This window comes from Wolbachia endosymbiont of Nasonia oneida, assembly GCF_009012935.1.
GTDB lineage: Bacteria > Pseudomonadota > Alphaproteobacteria > Rickettsiales > Anaplasmataceae > Wolbachia > Wolbachia pipientis.
This window is the reverse complement of record NZ_QESS01000001.1, coordinates 209029-230704: the sequence shown is the minus strand read 5'-3', so window position 1 is coordinate 230704 and position 21676 is coordinate 209029. Positions and strand designations below refer to the sequence as shown.

19 protein-coding genes are annotated in these 21676 nt (G+C 33.1%); 10 read left to right on the top strand and 9 right to left on the bottom strand.

Annotation, left to right across the window (positions count from 1 at the left end):
- The first annotated feature begins 1159 nt into the window (after positions 1-1159).
- From DEF52_RS01025 to DEF52_RS01010, 4 genes are all read left to right on the top strand, one after another.
- Positions 1160-3274 (top strand): AAA family ATPase, encoded by a 2115-nt coding sequence (locus tag DEF52_RS01025; protein ID WP_151807610.1) that lies wholly within the window; start codon positions 1160-1162, stop codon positions 3272-3274.
- A gap of 552 nt (positions 3275-3826) precedes the next feature.
- Positions 3827-4576 carry an NTP transferase domain-containing protein gene (locus DEF52_RS01020; protein WP_151807609.1) on the top strand — a complete coding sequence of 250 codons (750 nt, stop codon included), beginning with the start codon at positions 3827-3829 and terminating at the stop codon, positions 4574-4576.
- A gap of 124 nt (positions 4577-4700) precedes the next feature.
- Positions 4701-5654 (top strand): NAD-dependent epimerase/dehydratase family protein, encoded by a 954-nt coding sequence (locus DEF52_RS01015; protein WP_151807608.1) that lies wholly within the window; start codon positions 4701-4703, stop codon positions 5652-5654.
- A complete protein-coding gene (locus DEF52_RS01010) occupies positions 5611-7872 on the top strand; it encodes a glycosyltransferase (protein WP_237357314.1) in 2262 nt (753 codons plus the stop codon). The genes DEF52_RS01015 and DEF52_RS01010 overlap by 44 nt, the downstream gene beginning before the upstream one ends.
- A gap of 209 nt (positions 7873-8081) precedes the next feature.
- Here the strand turns inward: DEF52_RS01010 and DEF52_RS01005 are convergent, their stop codons facing one another.
- The 7 genes from DEF52_RS01005 to grxC form a co-directional block, all read right to left on the bottom strand.
- Positions 8082-9347: an IS4 family transposase gene (locus tag DEF52_RS01005; protein WP_151807607.1), complete on the bottom strand. Its 1266-nt coding sequence runs from the start codon at positions 9345-9347 to the stop codon at positions 8082-8084.
- A 111-nt stretch (positions 9348-9458) separates the two neighbouring features.
- Positions 9459-10091, bottom strand: coding sequence for a hypothetical protein (locus DEF52_RS06355; protein ID WP_166806538.1), 633 nt, complete (start codon positions 10089-10091; stop codon positions 9459-9461).
- Complete coding sequence (locus DEF52_RS06415; protein ID WP_237357313.1) at positions 10033-10824, bottom strand: ankyrin repeat domain-containing protein; 792 nt, start codon at positions 10822-10824, stop codon at positions 10033-10035. Before DEF52_RS06415 ends, DEF52_RS06355 begins: the two co-directional genes overlap by 59 nt.
- Positions 10825-10912: 88 nt before the next feature.
- On the bottom strand, positions 10913-11851 hold the full coding sequence (gene trxB / locus DEF52_RS00995; protein ID WP_151807606.1) for a thioredoxin-disulfide reductase: 939 nt from the start codon (positions 11849-11851) through the stop codon (positions 10913-10915).
- The gene (locus tag DEF52_RS00990; protein ID WP_096617719.1) at positions 11838-12437 is read right to left on the bottom strand and encodes a peroxiredoxin; all 600 of its coding nucleotides are present in this window, start codon (positions 12435-12437) and stop codon (positions 11838-11840) included. Before DEF52_RS00990 ends, trxB begins: the two co-directional genes overlap by 14 nt.
- 949 nt (positions 12438-13386) lie before the next feature.
- Positions 13387-14259 carry a hypothetical protein gene (locus DEF52_RS00985; RefSeq protein ID WP_151807605.1) on the bottom strand — a complete coding sequence of 291 codons (873 nt, stop codon included), beginning with the start codon at positions 14257-14259 and terminating at the stop codon, positions 13387-13389.
- 115 nt (positions 14260-14374) lie between these two features.
- Complete coding sequence (gene grxC, locus DEF52_RS00980; protein WP_151807604.1) at positions 14375-14713, bottom strand: glutaredoxin 3; 339 nt, start codon at positions 14711-14713, stop codon at positions 14375-14377.
- A gap of 68 nt (positions 14714-14781) precedes the next feature.
- Here grxC and ribF point away from each other — a divergent pair, with 68 nt between their 5' ends.
- The 4 genes from ribF to DEF52_RS00960 are packed head-to-tail and all read left to right on the top strand — an operon-like array spanning position 14782 to position 18860.
- Positions 14782-15711 (top strand): riboflavin biosynthesis protein RibF, encoded by a 930-nt coding sequence (gene ribF, locus DEF52_RS00975; RefSeq protein ID WP_151807603.1) that lies wholly within the window; start codon positions 14782-14784, stop codon positions 15709-15711.
- Positions 15708-16184 carry a signal peptidase II gene (lspA, locus tag DEF52_RS00970; RefSeq protein WP_006279329.1) on the top strand — a complete coding sequence of 159 codons (477 nt, stop codon included), beginning with the start codon at positions 15708-15710 and terminating at the stop codon, positions 16182-16184. Before ribF ends, lspA begins: the two co-directional genes overlap by 4 nt.
- Before the next feature lie 29 nt (positions 16185-16213).
- Positions 16214-17554, top strand: coding sequence for a M16 family metallopeptidase (locus tag DEF52_RS00965; RefSeq protein WP_151807602.1), 1341 nt, complete (start codon positions 16214-16216; stop codon positions 17552-17554).
- On the top strand, positions 17541-18860 hold the full coding sequence (locus tag DEF52_RS00960) for a M16 family metallopeptidase (protein WP_151807601.1): 1320 nt from the start codon (positions 17541-17543) through the stop codon (positions 18858-18860). Before DEF52_RS00965 ends, DEF52_RS00960 begins: the two co-directional genes overlap by 14 nt.
- Before the next feature lie 9 nt (positions 18861-18869).
- Here DEF52_RS00960 and purN read toward each other — a convergent pair whose 3' ends face one another.
- Positions 18870-19430, bottom strand: a complete 561-nt coding sequence (gene purN / locus DEF52_RS00955; RefSeq protein WP_010082490.1) for a phosphoribosylglycinamide formyltransferase — start codon at positions 19428-19430, stop codon at positions 18870-18872.
- 304 nt (positions 19431-19734) lie between these two features.
- Here purN and DEF52_RS00950 point away from each other — a divergent pair, with 304 nt between their 5' ends.
- Positions 19735-20151, top strand: coding sequence for a hypothetical protein (locus DEF52_RS00950; RefSeq protein ID WP_006279382.1), 417 nt, complete (start codon positions 19735-19737; stop codon positions 20149-20151).
- Here the strand turns inward: DEF52_RS00950 and DEF52_RS00945 are convergent.
- Positions 20144-20674 (bottom strand): Na+/H+ antiporter subunit E, encoded by a 531-nt coding sequence (locus DEF52_RS00945; protein WP_006280659.1) that lies wholly within the window; start codon positions 20672-20674, stop codon positions 20144-20146. The genes DEF52_RS00950 and DEF52_RS00945 overlap by 8 nt on opposite strands.
- A 68-nt stretch (positions 20675-20742) precedes the next feature.
- Between DEF52_RS00945 and DEF52_RS06410 the strand changes: the two genes are divergently transcribed.
- A partial coding sequence (locus DEF52_RS06410; RefSeq protein WP_237357312.1) for an ankyrin repeat domain-containing protein occupies positions 20743-21676 on the top strand: 934 nt, incomplete at its 3' end.

Below are 21676 nucleotides of genomic sequence, written 5' to 3'. Positions count from 1 at the left end.
TCAAACTTAAATTACCCTTAACCCTTTAATATAGCTGGTTTTTTCCTTTTAGGAGATTTCATTTTCCAATCTAAAATGGCTTAAACTGCCAAAAATCTATGTAATCTCGAATCTAAAGCACTTAATTCACAAATAATTATTATGAATAATTTTACTAATACCACATTCTTGTGGCTACTTCTTATAGACTCTCCCCTGAGTATATTGTAAATGTGTTAAGCTCTATTAAAGTTTAATAGAAAAATCGTAATGAAAAAAATTTTAGAGCAATTCATATTTCGGACTGCATTTCTAGTACAAAGAGTCCATTTAGTGGGGTATGAAAGCTAATAGAAAGCGGAGTTGTGCAAAATTTTTTAAAAAAGTGAACAGTTTTTAGAATTTTGGTGAATATATATAGTAAGGGAACAGTGTAAGTTTAAAGTTAGATGTTTTTATAATAAGGAGTAAAAGTGTTTTGGAAAAATTTCCCTCACTTCCGGAAAGATCGATAAGGGATCCGGTATACTATAGTAAATGGTACAGAAATATAAGCATCTCTTGAGTTATGTTAATAAGTGAACTTAGTTTATGCAGTAAGCAACTGTTATAAATTTTCTACCATATAAGTATATTTATTTATTAAAGTAAGCTTCAAAATGCAAATTATTTGGCAAACCTACCAAATAACCAGATGAACTTACAAAGAGAAATACAAGAAAATCAATATCTTAAGAGAATTTCAAATGGCAAATAAAATTTCATTTGGCAAAATTGCCAATCGGCTCCAAAGCTGCGTATATGTGGAGGTTTAACCAAAATGTTAAATGGCAAATTTCCTTATATATAATATATATTACATACTATAAATATGTAATATATCAATGTGACAAAATAGAAGCATTATGATTATTTAATAGGAAGTTGACATAGTGAGGAAAATATTATAGAATTATAGTAGAGTATTTTGTCTTAAAAGAAAGAAAACCCTAAGAGCCTTCAATCTTACCTTTACTATAAACCTGAACTGACTTCCTTCACTTATTAATATATTTTTCAAGCTTTGCCAAGAGAACCACCTACTGCATTTTTTACTTCATGATAAGAGAACAAGACCGCAACCAATACAGCCTTGCTCAAAAACCTTTCAAACACTTAACTTTAAAAGGAGCTTCAACCTATGGTACAAGATTTTTTAACTGATGTCAAAGAAAAAAATACTTTAAATTATGATTTTAACAACGCTGTCTCACATTTAGAACCATTAGAGCAATTTGATGTAGAAGAAATAAAAAGACAACTATTATTAAACATCAGATCATGCCTTTCTTATTTATTTCCAAGAGGAACTTTTCATGGTGACAAATTTCAGATAGGTGATGTACAAGGTAATAAGGGCAAAAGCCTCAAAGTTGAATTAGCGTATGGCAAGGTCGGATTATGGATTGATTTTGCAACTGGGGACGGTGGTGACATTATTGATCTTTGGGCAGCTGCACATGGGAAAAACGCTAAAATAGAATTTGTTGAAGTAATTTCTTCGATAAGTGAATGGATAGGATGTAACAAGCGACCTACTAAAGAGCAAAAGAGAATAACTCAATGGGACTATCTCGATCGGGATAATCAGTTGATTGCCAGCAAATATCGTTATGATACTGCTTCAGGAAAAAGTTATCAACCATTTGATGCTAAAAAATCTACCTTTACTGCACCTGAGATCAGGCCTCTGTATAACATTCCAGGCATCACTAAATCTGATAGAGTGATATTGGTAGAAGGGGAAAAATGTGCTGAGCTACTCATAGAACAAGGGATCACTGCAACAACAGCAATGTTTGGAGCAAAAGCACCTATTGAGAAAACTGATTGGACTCCACTTAAAGGTAAACACATTATTATATGGCCAGATAACGATGATCCTGGAAAAGATTATGCTCAAGAAGCCGCAAAAAAGCTTTCTGGTTTTGGAGTTGCATCACTTTCTATTCTCAAGATTCCTCAAGATAAGCCAAAATCTTGGGATGCTGCAGATAGTGTGCTAGAAGGAATGAACGTTGAAGAATTTATCCTTAACAACAAAAGCCCTTATTCTTCAAGAAAGTCAAAAAGAATTGATACTACAGTTTGGACCAATATCCCTCCAGAAAGAAAGTGGGTTATTAAGGATTGGCTCCCTGTAGGAAGTGTTACAGCTCTTTATGGTGATGGTGGTGTTGGAAAATCTCTCCTTGCTCAACAATTAATGACAGCCGCTGCTTTTGGTAAACCTTGGCTTGGAATAGATCTGGAAAAAATAAAGACATATGGTGTGTTCTGTGAAGATGATGAAGAAGAACTTTGGCGTCGGCAATGCGCAATAAATGAATTTTATCAATCAGGTATGGAATCTTCTGATTTTCAGGATAATGTTGGCTTATGGTCACGAGCAGGGCACAATAATCAACTTATGGTTTTTAATAACAAAGATACTGGTCAATTAACTACGTACTTTCAAGAGTTACTTGAGGATATTGAATCGTTTCAGCCGAAGCTTGTGATATTAGATACAGCAGCAGACCTATTTGGAGGAAATGAAAACGACCGTTCTCATGTGAGACAATTTATTCAAGGTTGTTGTGGTCGAATAGCTCAAGCAATAAAAGGAGCTGTTTTATTACTTGCCCACCCTTCTGATGCGGGAATAATACGTAAAACTGGCACAGGCGGTTCAACAGCATGGAATAATACAGTAAGGTCTCGTTGGTATTTGACTAGACCAGATAAAGCTAATGCTTCTCCTGATGAGAGAATTTTATCGCGCAAAAAATCTAACTATTCGCAGTGCAATAACGGGCAAATGACACTTTACTGGAAAAATGGGGCATTTGTACATGACAATTCAGTTTTAAATTCAGAACCAATAATCAGAGATCAATATAGTAAAAAGTTGGATTTAGAACGGATGAGAAAACATGAGGTTATCTTGAGTTTAATTCGCAGTAGCGCATATCAAGGTAATATTTATACTGCTGGACAATTTGCAAAGCGTTTTGAAGGAGAAGAGGGTCTTGGCAGTGAGCGCAATATTAGAGAAAGAATAAATAATCTTGCAACTCTTGGACAGATTAAATTCTTTCGTAATGCTGCAGGATATGGGACCAATTCTAAATATGGATTTCTTTGTGTGCAGGATATGGAATTTAAAGTTTCAGTAGGAGATAAAGTAGAGCACAAGTTAATAAAGCCAACACATTACTATCTACAAGCAAATGGTGCGGTCTTGCCTATTAAAGATTTAGATATTTTGTGGTAATTTTTCAAAAAGTTTCTGAAAATAGCAATTACTTTTATTCAAATTTTCAGGATGTTGAGAGCATTTAAGAGGGGCAAGTGAGTTTTCTAAAAAACCTTCATACAAAATTTTCTTTACAATGAATAAAAATGACGATAAAATCATGTGCAAGTTTATTTTATACTAATAGAATTAGTATAAGTACATTTTATTCAAATTTTAAAGGGCATTACAGACGCTAAAGAGATACAATCGATTGGGTTGGACACACTCGCTTTAGAACTTAATTACAGGCTTTTTGGTGAATTAAGCAGTAGTTACCTTATTTCAAACAGAGTGGTCTAAGAGGTTTCATCAATAAAAACCATACTTGAAAGTAGCACACACTCAATTATAACTATGGTGCGTCTCTTTCTAAAATTTTACTTAAGAACTGCTAAGAATTACTACAGATGCTAATTTAACGAATTTTGTCTGTTCGATGTTAGTTATCTTCCTCTAGAAAATCAAAGTGGACTTTACATCTTATTAATTATAAATTAACTTACTACCTAATTAATTCCTGAGTTATGTATGAGTAACATTTTGATAATATTAGCAGCAGGAAAGAGCAGTAGAATGAATTCTGAATATTCAAAAGCGTTGCACCAAGTGGGAAATCTTACTCTTTTAGAGCATATAATTTCTAATGCAAAATCGCTGAGTCTAAAAAGCTTATCAATTGTTGTTAATGAGTCTCTTCTAAAAGATTTACAAAGGTTTGATACCCTAAAAAGTATAATCGATCAATACAATATAAAACTAATAGTTCAAGAAGATATTACAGGTACTGGCACTGCAGTTAAAATTGCCCTAGAAAATCTGGAGAAGTTATCTGATCAAGATATGGTTTTAATACAGTATGGGGACACTCCATTTATATCTAGTGATACAGTTATGAAGATGACTGATTGTCTAAAGTATAATAATTTAGTTCTTCTTGGATTCAATAGTCAAGATGAACAATATGGAAGGTTAGTAATTGATAATTACGGAAATGTTCAAAAAATCCTAAAAAATGGCGATAAAATGCTTCTTGCAAACTCTGGAATAATAGTTTCATATGCTAAAGATCTTTTTACCTTAGTAAAAGAAATAAAATTTAATAATTCGACCAATGAATATTGTCTTAATGATATAGTACCCATTGCAGCAAACAATAACTTGAGTGTAGGTTATGTAGTTTCTGATGAAAAAGAAGCAATGGGAGTAAATAATAAAGAGGATTTGATTAAAGCCGAACACTATTTTCAAGAAAGAAGGCAGCCAATTCTTCTTTCATAACTAAATTTTTTTATTCATTAATTTAAGTTGACATTTGTTTTATACTGGTTTTATAATACCTTTTGATTCTTACTTGTAAGATAATTGGTACGACAAATTTTCCTAGTTGTAGTAGAGGGTATACATGGGGATATTAATAACAGGTGCTGCAGGTTTGATAGGGTCGACCTTGGTGAAAAAGTTAGAAAACCAAGGCCATGAAGTAATAAGCTGCGATATTAGGTTTTGCAACAATCCACTCAGTTTTTTTTCAGAAGATATAGTACCACTACTTGCTAAGTGTACAGGAATTATTCATCTGGCTGCAATTTCTCGAGTTATACATGGTGAACTTTATCCTACACTGTGTCAAAAAATTAATGTTGATGGTACAATGCGGTTTTTAGGGTTATGTAAGTCACTTCCAAATAAACCATGGTTTATATATGCAAGTAGTAGGGAAGTCTATGGAGAGCAGAAGGAACTGCCAGTTACAGAATCTGCTAGTATCGATCCAATAAATAATTATGCCAAAGGTAAAGCATTTATTGAGGAACAAATAACAAGTTCAAAAGATTTTAATGTAGCAATATTACGCTTTTCAAATGTATACGGTGGTTTACTAGATCATAACAGTAGAGTAATTCCTGCACTCTGTATTAATGCATTAAGAGGTGATCCAATTAAAATAGAAGGTAAAGAATGTGTTTTTGATTTTACCTATTTGGATGATGTTATAGAGGGTATATGCTTAACTGTTAAATATTTACAAAGCGAAAAATCTTCTCTTCCTGCTATTCATCTTACTACTAATAGCCCATGTACTTTAGAAAACTTAGCAAAAACAATATTAAAAGTCACGAAAAGTGATTCTAGAATTGATTTTTATCCTCCAAGAAATTTTGACGTAACTAAGTTCTATGGTGATTTTACTAGAGCTAAAGAGCTACTTGGTTGGTCTCCAAAACATTCATTAGAAGTAGGATTAAGTAAATTTATAAAAAGTCTACAAAACAATACACAAGAATATCCTAACAATATAGATATGGTAATATATGAAAATATTAAAAGTTATTCATGGTTACCCTCCTTATTATAGTGCTGGTTCAGAGGTTTATAGCCAAACTCTTGCTCATGAACTAGCAAATAACAATGAGGTACAAGTATTTACTAGGTATGAAAATAGCTTTTTACCTGATTTTTATTACACTACAGTCCTAGATCGTAGTGATTCTCGAATCTTACTGCATTTAATTAATATACCCATAGCTAAATATCGTTACAAATTTATCAATGAAGAAGTAGATATACAATTTAAAAGAGTAATAGATAACTTTCAGCCAGATCTTATACATTTTGGTCATCTTAATCATCTATCAATTACTTTACCAGAAATTGCTTTTAAAGAAAATATACCTACAATTTTTACGCTACATGACTTTTGGTTAATGTGTCCAAGAGGAAGGTTTATTCAACGCAATTCTGAAGATTTGTTACGGCTTTGTGATGGACAAAAGGATCAAAAATGTGCAACCCAATGTTACAAAGGATATTTTACAGGAGATGAAGAATTCCTGAATTTAGACATAAATTATTGGGAACAATGGGTTGCAACTAGAATGAAGCACACAAGGAAAATAATAGACTATATAGATTACTTTATTTCCCCATCGAAATTCTTGATGGACAAATTTACTCAGGATTTTAATGTTCCGATAAACAAAATTTCTTATCTTGATTATGGTTTTGATCTCAATCGTCTTAAGAATAGAAATAGAGCACAAGAAAAAGAGTTTATTTTCGGTTATATTGGTACTCATACTCCCGAAAAAGGTGTTGATCTATTATTGAAAGCTTTTTCTCACTTATCATCTAAAGCAAAACTTAGAATTTGGGGAGCAGCAAGAGAAGAAACTAAAGCTTTAAAAGCGATTGCCGATCAGTTTTCACCTGTTGTTAAAGAAAGAATAGAGTGGATGGGAAGTTATGATAATAAGAATATAGTTACTGACGTATTTAATAAAGTTGACGCAATAGTCGTTCCTTCAATTTGGGGTGAAAATTCACCGTTAGTAATACATGAAGCACAGCAACTTAGAATACCAGTTATAACAGCCGATTATGGTGGCATGGCAGAATATGTAAGAGATGGACTATTATTTAAGCACAGAGATGCAAGTAGTTTGTCAGAAAAAATGCAAGTCCTATCTACAAATCAGGAGTTATACAATAAACTTACCCAAAAAGGCTATCCTTATACTGAAAATGGAAATATACCTTCTATAAGTGAGCATACTGAGAAACTTAACAAGATTTACCGTAATGCTATTGAAAAGAAAGGCAAATCAGTAGCTGTGAAACCCGGTCCTTGGAGAATTACTTTTGATACTAATCCAGATTACTGCAATTTTGCTTGTATAATGTGCGAATGTTTTTCACCATACAGCAAAGTTAAAGAAGAAAAGAAAGCTAAAGGAATAAAACCTAAGATATTGTCGATAGAAACTATCAGAAAAGTAATTAAGGAAGCAGCTGGCACACCTTTAAAGGAAATCATTCCTTCTACTATGGGTGAGCCTTTAATGTACAAAAGCTTTGATGAAATAATCAATTTGTGCCATGAGTTTGGTTTGAAGCTTAACCTAACAACTAATGGTTCTTTTCCTATTAAAGGAGCTAGAAAATGGGCTGAACTATTGGTACCAATTTTATCTGATGTTAAGATTTCCTGGAATGGGGCAACTAAAGAAACTCATGAAAGAATCATGAAAGGTTCAAAATGGGAAGTAGTGACAGAAAATTTAAAAACTTTCCTTGAAGTGAGAGATAAATACTTTAGCGATACAGGTGAAAGGTGTACCGTTACTTTACAATTAACATTTTTGGAAAGTAATTTACATGAACTCTATGACATAGTTAAGATGGCCATAAAGAACGGCATAGATAGAGTCAAAGGACATCATCTTTGGGCACATTTTGAGGAAATTAAGGATCTATCTATGAGAAGAGATGAGTTAGCAATTAGTAGATGGAATACAGAGGTGAGAAGGTTATATGAGCTTAGAGATAATATGCTATTACCAAATGGTAAAAAGATAAAATTAGAAAATTTCACAATCCTTTCTCAAGAAGGTATTAAGGATTTGGCTCCAGGTGGTCAATGCCCATTTTTAGGTAAAGAAGCATGGATAAACAATGAAGGAAAGTTTAGTCCTTGCTGTGCTCCAGATGAACTCCGTAAGACATTAGGAAATTTTGGTAATGTTAATGAGGTTAAACTCGAGGAAATATGGCAGAGTAGTGAGCACTGCCATTAAGTTAAGGAAGGAATGGTAAAAAACGAACCAGAAGATTTGAAATAATCGAGAAGTTATGATAAATGCTGAAACAAAATAGAATAAACTTAAAAGTAGATAAACTCTAAAATGTAAATTACTTAAGAAGTAGTTGATTTAGGAGTCATTTTACAGAAGATATGACAATAAATTGCCCAGTTATTATCAGAAGATATGAGTACTGTCTTTGGTCAAAATACATGCTTCCTAGCTCTTTTTTGGTAGTTCAGTGAACGAGTATTCGTTACTTTATTACGGTCAACTTTTCTTCCTTTTCTCACCACTAGAGTGTTCATCAAAAATAACTTTGATAATCGATCCATAATGCAGTCTGTGTCTGACTCTGTAGAAAAAATATCGAAAGCCAAGTTTTTTATTGCATTAAATGAGACAGATTTATTAATGCTTTTCTCAGACTTGCCATTGGCTAGGCCTGCGTTCAATGTCTCTTCTACATCTTCTGTTGTAATACTTTCTAAGTTGCTAATAAAAATAGTTGACCAAAAATCCTGCTTAATAGTTTCAACACTTTTACCTGTAAAATTTTCTAAGCCTAATCTTCCTTTGAGTTTGGAAAAAAATGTTTCTACTCCCCAACGTAAGTAGTATAATTCCCCAAATTCTTCAGCTTTAAACTGCTGTTCGTCTAATAACGATGTAGCTAACACTTCAATCTCACCAGAATGAAGAACTATTTTGACTAATCGAAACTTTATTTTATCAGGTAATCCTAGCTTTCTTAGCTGTCTCGCTATTTTGACAGATGCAGTTGACACTACTATCATGTCAGAAGGACTTCCTGGCTTAAACATAGCATTTATTTCATTAAATGATGAGTATGGACAGCGAATTATGTAATTAATACCTCTTTGTATAAGCTCAGCAAAAAACCTATAAGAAACATACCCTCTATCACAAATCAGCAAATCGTTGGATTTTACACTATCAAGCATATCAATAGCTAAAGCAACTTCATAGCTACCGCCTCTGCCAAGTACTGATTTTATTGCGATATTGTTTAATACATCGTAACATACTTCAAAGGTTGTACTTGTGTAATCTCCAAGCTCTTTTTCGGTATAATTTCTTATTGGTCTTGAGCCAAATTCATTTATTAACTCATCATTTTTTGGTAGAATCAGTGTAGAAGCATCAAATGCAAGTACTCTGAAACCATGGTGGGTTTTAAATCCTTGATCTTGGTAGTATAGGGAAATTATGCTATCATTTAGCTCTGAAAATGCAGTGTGCTTTAGCTTTTTTCTTGCTTGAGTAAATGCACTTGCTGTGATTGTGTGATCCTTTTTTGTATGCAGGACAAACTCATTAAGCATTACTTGTAATGATTTTACACTCTTTCTGAAAATTAGAATAAATACATCAATGAAAGGCAGCTTTCTTTTTCGTGAGAAATCTTTTGGAGATGCTTTGTGGGCGTTAATAAAGTTTAAACTCATCAATTTATCTTTTATAAATTTAATTATTCTTTTTTTTACTCATATCATTATTTCTTTTAATTCAGCGATCTTACCCGATTTTATAATACATTCTAACACTTTTTCCTTAACTTAATGGCAGTGATCTCTTTCTTCCCTTACTTGTTTCAAATCTCTTTTTAATTGTGAAATTTTGCTAGTTTTATTCGCTAGCTCTTGCTCTGTTTCTGTGAGTTGAGCTTTCGTTCTTTCAAGTTCACCTTTAAGTTCTTGTATAACTTGCTCAGAACCTACCGGTATATCATTCGTACTTGCCAAAGGTTGTAATGTATTTGCAGGAAATTTTTCATTTAGATAATTTACAATAGACTCGATTGGATTATTAACATTTCTCCATGCAGCAATAATAATTGCATAATTCATAAAGCAATTATCTTCTACTAATTTTTTTACATCATCTAAATCTTTTCTATTAATAGTATCGGTTAATCGCTCTGTAATAGCTTGTTCAATTATTTGCTTCACCCATGGATTTTTCTCTATATCTTGTATTGGCTTTATTTGACTAAAATCTAGGTCTTTATGTTTTAAAAGTTTAGTCAATACTTCTTCGTTATCTCCTATTATTCCTCGTAAACACGATTCGATAATTAAGCTAAGCGGTGTTTCTATTTCTTCATTGTAGGTTCTTTTCCAGCAATTAGGGTTAAGCTCTTGATTTAATAGTCTTTTTCGCTTGGTGAATGTTTCCGCTAGAAAGAGCATCTAATAATTCTCTTCCTTTTCGTGCTCTTTCTAATTCTAGTTTTATTGTGTCCTCAAATCCTCTTGCAATACAATCCACAGAGCTTTTATATTCATAATTTCTGATATCAGTTTCTATATCTGGGTGTGTGAGCAATATTTTTACTATATCTTTAGCTCCAACTTGGCAAGCAATATGTAAGGCAGTATTTTTTTGTATCTCGGATGTTCTTATCTTCTCCTTTACACCGTCATAGTAGGAATTGAAATATCTACGTTCACCTGGATCATCCACGTTATCTACAGATCGACCATCATTACAATATATATAATAACCTGGTCGCACTTCTGCCACTTCTTGACCACAAAATAAATATACTAGACGCCCATGTCGATCTCTCTTTTGCCTTTCCTCATAAACAGGTTGCTTACTCTGAGCATTAATATTGATACTTCTGTTTTGTATAAGCAATTTAGCCATTTTTTCTAATGTGGGTTGTCTACCATAAGTGACATCACAGGCTCTAGCAATAGACATCAAAGGTGTCATGCCTTCTTTATCAAACGCATTAACATCCGCACCCTCTGCCAGAGCTTCTTTAAAATCTTCTAGGTTTCCATCATTAATAGCCTTAAATAGCTGTTTTGTTGATTCACTTAGCTGTCTTGAAGTTGTCGGATTTCGAGCTTGCGATGCCGTGTTATCACCACCTCCATAAGCTTCATGATATGTTACACCGTTTCCATAAAGCATACTAAATTCCTCTTTTTAATGATTTACTAATATAATTATGTAAAAAAAAGGAAAATTGCAAGCAATTTATTCAAAATCCTAGAATTAACTACGACTCTAAAAACTTCTCTGCATCAAGTGCAGCCATGCACCCTGTTCCTGCTGCAACTACTGCTTGACGATATACCTTATCTTGAACATCACCTGCAGCAAACACTCCTGCCCTACTAGTTAAAGTTGTTTCAGGTTTTGTAATTATATAACCCTGCTGATCCATTTCAACAAAGCCTTTAAAAATACCCGTATTTGGTGCATGCCCGATTGCAATGAACACTCCATCCACTTTTAATTCTTGGGTTTCTGCTGATTTAATCGCAATACCAGCAACCCTTTTTGGATTTTCTTCTCCAAGAATCTGCTCTACGGTATGGTTCCACATTACTTTTATTTTATCATTTTTAAAGAGCCTATCTTGCATTACTTTTTCCGCTCTTAATTTATCACGCCTGTGTATTAATATCACTTCTTTGGCAAATCGAGTTAAAAATATTGCTTCTTCAACAGCAGTGTTTCCACCACCAATCACAGCTACAACTTTATTCCTAAAAAATGCACCATCGCAAGTCGCACAAGCTGAAACCCCATAACCCTGAAATTTCTTTTCACTTTCTAAACCAAGCCACTTCGCTTGCGCACCAGATGCAATGATAATTGCATCTGAATAGTAGTCATTGATATTACCAGAAGATCTAAATCTATACTCATTAAAGTCCTCAAGTTGTTCAACGCTTTTTATCTCATCATCTATTATTTTTGCTCCAACCTTTTCTGCATGCAACCTCATTTGCTCCATTAGTTCTGGACCCTGTATTGAAACAAAACCAGGATAGTTTTCAACATCTGTAGTAATTGTAAGCTGACCACCAGGCTGCATTCCCGTTACTACAATTGGCTCTAAGTTTGCACGTGCTGCATATATAGCGGCAGCATAACCCGCTGCCCCAGATCCAATAATAAGAACTTTTGTACTAAATTTATAATTCTTCACTGTATGAGTTTAGATAATCAGCTACTCCTTCATCGCTTGCCTGCATTGCTGGCTTACCTTTCTTCCACCCTGCTGGACATACTTCACCATGCTCCTCATTATGTTTAATTGCATCAACGATTCTAACGAACTCATCGATATTACGCCCTAAAGGCAAATCATTTATTGATTGATGACGTACAATAAATTTATCATCAATAACAAAAGTTGCTCTCAGCGCAATTGAGTCATCATATAAGACCCCATAGTCTCTTGATATAGACTTTTTGATATCAGACACTAAAGTGTAGCTAACTTCTCCAATACCACCATCATTGACTGGAGTGTTTCGCCATTTATAATGTGAAAATTTTGAATCTACACTTATTCCTATCACTTCAACACCACGTTTTGAAAAATCCTCTATTTTATTACTAAATGATATCAACTCAGTTGGACAGACAAAGGTAAAATCAAGTGGATAGAAAAAAAGGACAGCATACTTATTTTTTATGCGCTTACTCAGACAGAAATCATCAACAATTTCTCCGCCAGAGAGAACAGCTGAAGCAGTAAAATCGATAGCAGATTTTGTTACAAGATTCATAATTAACCTATTCTTTTAAAATAACTTCAATTTTACATCTTGATAAACTTATATGCAAGTTTTCTTTGGTTTTAGTCCTATAAAAACTTCCTAAAATAGCTCTTCTTTTTTACCGATAAGATACAATCCAGGTTGGAATACTGAGTTGGTGAGTATAAAATTCTACGTCATGCCACCGCGAACCGTCATACCGCCACGGTATCTCAGCCGCTCACAAGTAGCGGGATGACGAGCTTATCGTCATGCCACCGCGAACCGTCATACCGCCACGAACCGTCATACCGCGATTCATTCGCGGTATCTCTAGATCCCGCTAACAAGTAGCGGGATGACGGTTGTCGTTTAGCTATAAATGTTAAAAAATTTGCCAAACGAAAAAAAAGGCAAAAGAAGCCCCGTGGTTGGCTAATTACTTACATTATACTTTCAAGTATGGCGTTTTTTTATTCTAAACGTTTAATAACCGCGATTCAGTTGCTTTTAAGCCGCAACTAATCTAAATTATAAACATTAAGAAATTTACTAAACAGAAAAAAAGGCAAAAGAAACCCTAGGGTAGCTAGTTATTCACTATCCATTTTTTAAGTTGGCGTTTTTTTATGTTTTAAATGCTTTATAAGCGCATTTTAGCTTATATTAGGTAAAAACCTAGAAGTTTTATAAAGACATAAGGTGCACATAGTGCAAAAAATTAAACATGAGACGCCAGATACGTGAGTTTTTTTGTCATTTAATCTGTACAGAGAAGATAAATAAATAGCTTCAGTTTCATGATAAGGGAGTTGGCGGAGTTTGTCAAGTAAGTTTTTCGCTTCTGCGGGCTACTTGAATAACGGCTACAATGTTCATACAGCTATGTACATAGCTGGAACCCAAAAAAAGAACCAAGTAGCCAAGGCTACTTGGATGACAAAAGGTAATACAAGAAATCTATTGGCTCTCGTATACCTTAGTGAAACTTAACAAGTTTATCTATAGTTTTAGTGATGATTCTTGGAGTATCCGGAGAAACTGCTGAGCTCAGCCTATTTAATCGCTCTATAGCAAACTCGCTGTTCTCATTTGTTATGAAATCACATAAAATATTTTCTATATCCTTAGTAACACTTTCATGCTTCCTCAGAGGATGATTATGTGGATACCTATTGATGGTTCTGATGCTAGAATACTCAACAAAAGCTTGATCCTTAAAAGCAAGTTGTCTCAATTTCTCTTTGAATTTTTCTTCTTCCTCTTTTGCTAAAAGGCGAGACTTCATCAGTGATTTTATAATCAAATTTATAGCTTGATGCATTTCAGAATGCACTATAACTTTAATGGTATTTTCTTCTACTATACAATCATAAATACTTTTTTCGCTCTTTAATGACTCTATAAGCGTTCTGCTATTTTGTGAATTCAATTCCAAATTCTCTTCACTCATAGGAGTTATTATAAAGGTATTCTTATTTACTCTGATATTAAATTGTGGAAATCCTTCAGAAAAGGAAAATGCTACATCCTTAGATTCAAGTGCGTGATTGCATGCAGAAAAAAGGGTATATGCTATGATGCTGCTTGGCACTTCCATTCCGTGTTTACTCAGGTGATTCAATACATTTTCAATATCATGATATGTAAAGCCTGTATCTTTTAGCAATTCAACAACTTCTTTGCCGTTGTGTTGTTTATACTCTATTCTCACTTCTTCTGTAAAAAGTGTTTTAGCTGCTATATGTTTATCAAGCACTGTGAAAATTTTGATGAAATTCTCTAAATCTTGTTTGTTAACTAATTCGATACTAATTAAGTTTCTGCTAATAATTGAAATATTTTTTGTCATTTTTTCCCACTAAAAAAACTCACTGAATGAATTGTATTTTTAATTCATTAAGAATTGTTTAAAGTGAGCATACTAGTTTTCATTTACGTATTACACGACAAAACAAGATAAAAAGTTACATAAAATCATCATGTGGTATAACACACTCTCCACATTCATCATTGCTGTTTGTGTAGGTTGTGACATCAGTGTGATTGTCATTATTATTTAGCATATCATCCAACTTTCCTTCTTTTTCAAGATCCATCAATTTGTCACACCCCCCAATGTGCTTATCGTTGATAAAAATCTGTGGAACTGTTCTAACGTTATACTTTGATTTTATGTTGTTAAATAGATCTGAGTTTTTGAGCACATCAATTTCTTCATACTTCACACCTTTTTTATCTAGTAAATCCTTTGCCCTTATGCAGTATGGACAGCCCTTCTTTACATATATCACAACATTTTTCACAATTTATCTCCGTAGCTTACTAAAATATAGTTATTATATATAAGAAACATGTAAAAACATCAAATTGTATGAAAATTATTTATAATTGTGAGCAAGGAATAGAAAATAATATAGCACTAACCTTCGGAAATTTCGATGGCATTCATTTAGGACACGAGTTTGCAATTTCTACTCTAAAGAAGGTAGCACAAGAAAGAGGATTACCCTCTGCAGTTTTGACTTTTGAGCCTCACCCATCAACTGTTTTATTTGGTAGAAACAATTTTAGGTTAATAGACCAAGAACAAAAAAAGGAACTAATCAGCAGCTATGGTATAGATTACTTATATATTATTAATTTTAATAGAGGTTTTTCTGAGGTTAGCTGCGATGACTTTATCAGTGAGATTTTAATAGATAAATATGGCGCTAAACACATAATTGTCGGAGAAAATTGCACTTTTGGTCATAAACGATTGGGTAATATATTAACTCTAGAGAAATATTCTGAAATATATGGATACTCTTTGACTAAATTAGAGCCATTAACAATTGACGGCAAAATTTGCTCTTCTTCAATAAGGGAGTATGTACAAAGGGGCGAAATAGAAATTGCTAATAAATTGCTCGGCAGGCCTTATCAAGTTTCTGGTGTTGTGACAAAAGGTGCATGTAGAGGTAGAGAAATAGGATTTCCAACCATAAATATTCCTATAGAAGATTGCATGATAAAACCTAAGTTTGGCACATATTACGCTAGAGTGACTTTTCCTGATAGTAATCCAAATTGGTTATATGGAGTAGTCAATATTGGTATGAGACCTACTTTTAAGGATCTGAAAAAGCCTATAATAGAAATGCACATATTCGATTTTGATGAAGACGTATATAGTCATAAAGTCAATATACAACTTTTAAAATTCATAAGGTCAGAAAAAAAATTCCATAGTATTGAGGAGTTAACAAAACAGATAAATTATGATATACTTAAAGTTTATAGGTTAAAGGCAAATTTATGAAAAAGTTATGCTTAGTTGTTATATTAATTATAGTATTGATTGACCAAACGAGCAAATTGTACATAAACTCATTGATTGATGAAGGAGAATCAATTGAGATCGCTAGTTTTATAAAACTAGTTGAAGTTTGGAATTCAGGTATTAGTTTTGGAATGTGTAGCGCTTTACCACATGGCGGTTTCTTTTTTTCAGCATTTTCAATACTAATAATTGGTATACTTGCATATTTGATATACAAGTCTGACGATCAGTCAACTTACCTTGGTTTTTCTCTGATGATTGGTGGAGCAATCGGAAACGTAGTTGATAGGATCTATTGGGGAGCTGTATATGATTTCATATATTTTCATATTGATGATTGGTATTGGCCAGCCTTTAATTTAGCAGATTTATCTATAGTTTGTGGAATGTTTACATTGTTATATAAGTGGTATATATACGATATGCTTATTTCTAAACAAAATGAGGAATAAAATAATTGTTTTTATATTAGGTCGAAATAATGCTTCATAAGTTTTTTAGTTTTCTTATACTACCTGTACTTTTTTTTACTTACCCAATTTCTTCGAATGCTTTAAACATAGAGCACAACATAAAATATACTAAACTCAGTAACGGACTAGATGTTTATGTTGTTTCTAATCATCGGATTCCAGCCGTTTTACATGCAGTAATATACAAAGTTGGGGGAATGGATGATCCAATCGGCAAAGCAGGATTGGCTCACTACTTTGAACATTTAATGTTTGAAACTACAGGAAAGTTCACAGATATAGAAGCCACTATGAGTAGCATTGGGGCTCAATTTAACGCGTTTACCACTAAAGAATATACCTGTTATTATGAGTTGGTCCCCAAAAAAGATTTACCACTGGCAATGGAAGTTGAAGCAGATAGAATGGGAAACTTTAATGTTACTCAAGACAAAATAGATAGAGAAAAAAACATTGTACTGGAAGAAAGAAAAATGAGATTTGATAACCAACCTCATAACTTGTTGTGGGAAGAAATGGATAGTGCATTTTACCGTAATGGCTATGGTAGATCTGTTATTGGCTGGGAGAGCGATATCAAAACTTACAATCAGGATGACATAGTGAGGTTTCACGATAGTTATTATCACCCTGGTAATGCAATATTACTGATTGTGGGTGATGTGGAACTTGATGAAGTAGTGAAATTAGCAGAAGAAAAATATGGCGAAATTAAAGCTAAGCCTGTAATGAGAAATTACCCAAATCAGGATCCAGTGCATAATGCAGGTCTATCGGTGACCTTAGAGAGCACTGAAGTAAAAGAATCAGTTTTATATTTTCGTTATCGTGTTCCCTTATTTGATCACATAAATGAAGCCTCTGCTGCTCATTTAGCGGTTGACATTTTAGGTGGCGGCAAATCCAGCAAACTGTATAAAGATTTGGTTTTAGATAAAGATGTGGCAGTATCAGTGTTTGCTTATTATAATAGCCTAGCTTTTAGTGATGGCTACATTGATATTATGATAATTCCAAAAAGTGGCGCTAATTTAGATATTGTTGAAAGAGAGTTAGATAATGCTATTAATGGCTTCGTATCTAAAGGGGTGACGAGCGAGGAATTACAAAGCTCAAAATATAGGTATAAGGCAGCACAGTTTGATAATCTATCTGACTTAACTCATATAGCGATGTTCTATGTGCCACACCTTGCACTTGGTATTCCACTTGATGAAATAGATATTTCATATAGCAAGATTAATGATGTCAATCTAGAGGATGTAAATAATAAAATCCGTGCTATTTTTTCTGCTAATAAGTTAATTGGTCGTTTATTACCAAAAGGAGATAATAATGAGAATAAGTAAAATTATATTTCTATTTTTTTTCTGTCTAGGCTTTAATTTACAAGCAAGTGGTAACCTAAATATAGAGGAGGTCACTACCCGTAAAGGATTTAAGTTTTTATTTGTAGAAAATCATGATTTGCCAAAAGTTTCACTAAATATATCGTTCAAGGATGCAGGTTATGTGTATGAGAATAAGGAAAAACAGGGGCTTGCTTGGTTTACTTCTCTTGTAATCCAAGAAGGGGCAGGAAAAAATGATGCCAAAGATTTTGCGAAAAAGCTTGAAGATAAAGGGATTAGTTTAAATTTTATTGCTGATTTAGAAGCATTTAGGGTTTCATTAAATACTTTGTCTGACAATCTAGAGGAAGCAATTTCATTACTGAGCGATACTATAATGCGTCCTAAAGTTGACCCTGAAGGGTTGAATAGAGTTTTCGAGAAAGCCAAAGTTGATTTTAATAATCTTGAAAAAAATCCTTATTTTGTTGCTGGAAAAGAATTAGATACGTTATTGTTTAAAAAACATCCTTACTCAAAAAGTGTGTATGGTACTCTTGATACTATAATGAGCATTACTAGAGACGATGTTTTAACATACATAAAGCGTAATTTTGCTAAAGATAACATAGTTATCAGTGTTGCTGGTTGTGCAAAAAAAGAAGAAATTATTACGCTATTAGATAAATATTTATCTAAATTGCCGTCAAAAAGATCAAAAGTTAGAAAAATACCTGTAAAAAATAATTTTGGTTCTGCAGAAAGTAAGAATATTTTTATGGATATACCACAGAGTGTGATACTTTTTGCTCAAAAAGGTATAGCTTATGAAGATCCTAATTATTATAACGCTGGTGTCTTAATTGATGCACTTGGTGGCATGAGGCTGAATTCAATATTAATGACAGAACTGAGGCAAAACTTGGGTATTACTTATGGTGTTTATGCAAGTATTATTTCCAATAAACATGGAAATATTATATCTGGATTTATAAGTACTGATAGTTCTACTGCTGGCAAAGCTATATCAGCAGTAAAAGATACATTTAGCAGAATAAAAAAGCAAGGAATTGACGAACAATTGTTCAAGGATGCAAAAATTGGCTTGGTAAATAATCTTGTCCTTTTCCTGTCCAATAACACAAATACAGCAACGCTGCTAGATAATATGCAGATAAATGATCGTGATGTTAACCGTATAAATAATTATGCGAATATCATTAATGATGTTAAATTAGAGGAAGTAAACGAACTGGCAAGTTCTTTACTGGAACCTGAAAATTTATTTTTTGTTGAAGTTGGAAAAAACGCTCAAGGTCAATAATTATTACAGTCATATATCTTCTGCTATTGACCTTACTGCTTCTACATAACACTTATGCTCCTCAGCTAGAATGCGTTCTGAGAGGCTTTGAATATCATCAGCTGGTAACACTGGTACAACAACTTGAGCAATTATGGCTCCAGCATCAACTTCAGGAGTGACATAATGTACAGTACAACCTGTAATTTTTACACCTGCTTTTAGAGCTTGCTCTTGAGCGTTTAGGCCTTTAAAAGACGGAAGTAAAGAGGGATGAATATTTATCACCTTGTTATGCCATTTACTCAGAAAATCAGCTTTGAGAATTCTCATAAACCCTGCAAGGCAAATTAAATCAACCTTATGTTGAACAAGTATTTCGTGAATTTTACCAGCATCAAGCGGTTTATCTTTAACAATAAACGCTGAGATTCCTGCTTGCTCTGCTATTTTCAGACCAGCAGCTTCGCTATTATTTGTGATAACACATGCAACTTCTGCGGAAAAATTCTGATCTTGACATGCTTCTATTAAGGCCTGCATATTCGACCCCCTACCTGAAATTAGTATTCCGAGTTTTATCTTTTTCATTATAGCACAGTTAGTTTAGAATTTAGTTAATACTAACAAAACAGCTCAAAAGGAAAACTTATTTTATAGCAAAGAAGGCAGACTAAACTCTTTATATAAGTGGACCTCTAATTTTGAACCTCACTGGACAACACAAAATAACGAATAGCCCCATGTACCCAGCTAAAACTAGCTTTAATGCTTAGATATTGTGCTATTTTTGTATAATATACTACTATAAGTATATATTTTTGTAATCGCGTTATTATTTATTTAACAAAGTATTAGTATAATTTATTACACTGGATTAAATGGAGAAAGTTCAATGAGTAAATTACCGAACAATGCAAAAATAGGTAAATCTCAGGTTACTCAGTGGGAGGTAATAAAAAATTGTGAATATGCTGATAATTGCTTGTCAAAAATAGTAACTTTGTACGTTATTAGAATAACTCAGCTATCAGATTTTTATACGAGTGACGAACCTGAAATTAACACTGTTTTAGCAAGAATAAGCGTGACAAGTGAAAATGTATTTTTAAACAAGGCTACTACTATTGAAGTTATGGAAGGTATTTTTCCGTATAAATTCAACAGCAAGAAGAGAAATAACATATTAAGGTTAGAAGATTTGTATAATTATTTATGTTCTATTGTTAACAATAGCCTTCCAAAAGAAATGCTTGAAAGTCTTGTAAGGGAATATAAGGATGCTGTTAACTTATTTAAAGCAATTACTTAACTGAACGTAGTATTTTTAAGATTTTATTTTCTATTTCAGAAATGCCGCTTTCAAGATCTTTATCTATCAAATACATGGTAGAGAAATATGTTTTCTGCTTACTTTCAACATTGATAGTTAAAGTTCCGGGAGTGATTGTGACTGAATTGGCAAATAACGCAATGCTTTCGTCATTATGCCCTTTGCATTTTCTTAGGATAATAATCGGTTCAAGCTTAGATTTGAGTTGTAGCACCTTTTTTGTTACATAAACACTTGATAAAATGATTTGGTACATTAACCATGGTATATAACTTACTAACTTATAAAACGACAGTCTACTCGTACTATTTAAAATCTGGCTAAGAGCTCTTTCAGCGTTTATCAACCTTCTAAAGATAAACGATGTGAATATACAGGAAAACACTCCACAAAAAATAAAAAACGGCTCAAAATAACCAGACAATACAGTCCATAGAACAAATAAAATTATAAATGACAGAGAAAAAAACTTGATTTCCTTCCTAAAGTTGAGGTTTTTCATAGTCTGTAATATAACTAAAATGACTCTTTAAGGAAAGATAATAACGAATATTTAGGTTCTTGACTTCTATGTTAAAAGATATAACAACTAAGTTATGTATTTTAAGTGAGGAAGTTATGGAATATGATAAATTTATGGAAATATTAAAAAAAATAAATGACCTTTCAGATTTGAGCAAGGACAATATAGTTGAAAAAATAAAAGCTAAGTTACAAGAAGAAGATCCAGATTTATGTCAAGAGTGGGAAAAGAGTAAACCTGACAATGATAGTGGATCTGGCATAAATTACATATTTACTATATCTCGTGGTCAAAATTCTAAGGAAGTCAAATTGTTACATCTTGCTTCTTATTGGAACTGTGCAAATGTAGCAAAAGCTCTGATTGAAAACGGAGCAGATATTAATGCAGAACATGATAATAAAATTACTCCTTTACATATTGCTGCTCACTATGGCCACGAAGATGTAGTAACCATTCTAACTGGAAAAGGAGCAATTGTTGATGCAAAAAATGGTGATGGATGGGCTCCTTTACATCTTGCTATTACAAATGGCCACAAAGAGATAGTACAAGTTCTATCAAAAGCAGAAGGAATCAACGTTGATGCAAAAAATAGTGATGGGTGGACTTCTTTACATCTTGCTGCTGCAAATGGCCGCAAAGATATAGTAGAAACTCTAATTGAAAAAGGAGCAGATGTTAATGCGAAAGACCATTATAAATGGACTCCTTTAACATTTGCTTCTCAAAAAGGCCATAAAGCGGTAAAAGAAGCTCTATTAAAGGCACAAGAGAACATCAAAGCTTTGCATTCAGCTGTTAAACATAATAATGAGGAGGAGGTGAAAAACCTATTAAATAAAGGAGTAAACGTTAATGCAAAAGATGATGATGGATGTACTCCTTTACATCTTGCAGCCAGAGAGGGCCATAAAGATGTAGTAGACATTCTAATCGCAAAAGGAGCAAAGGTTAATGCAAAAAATGGTGATAGACGTA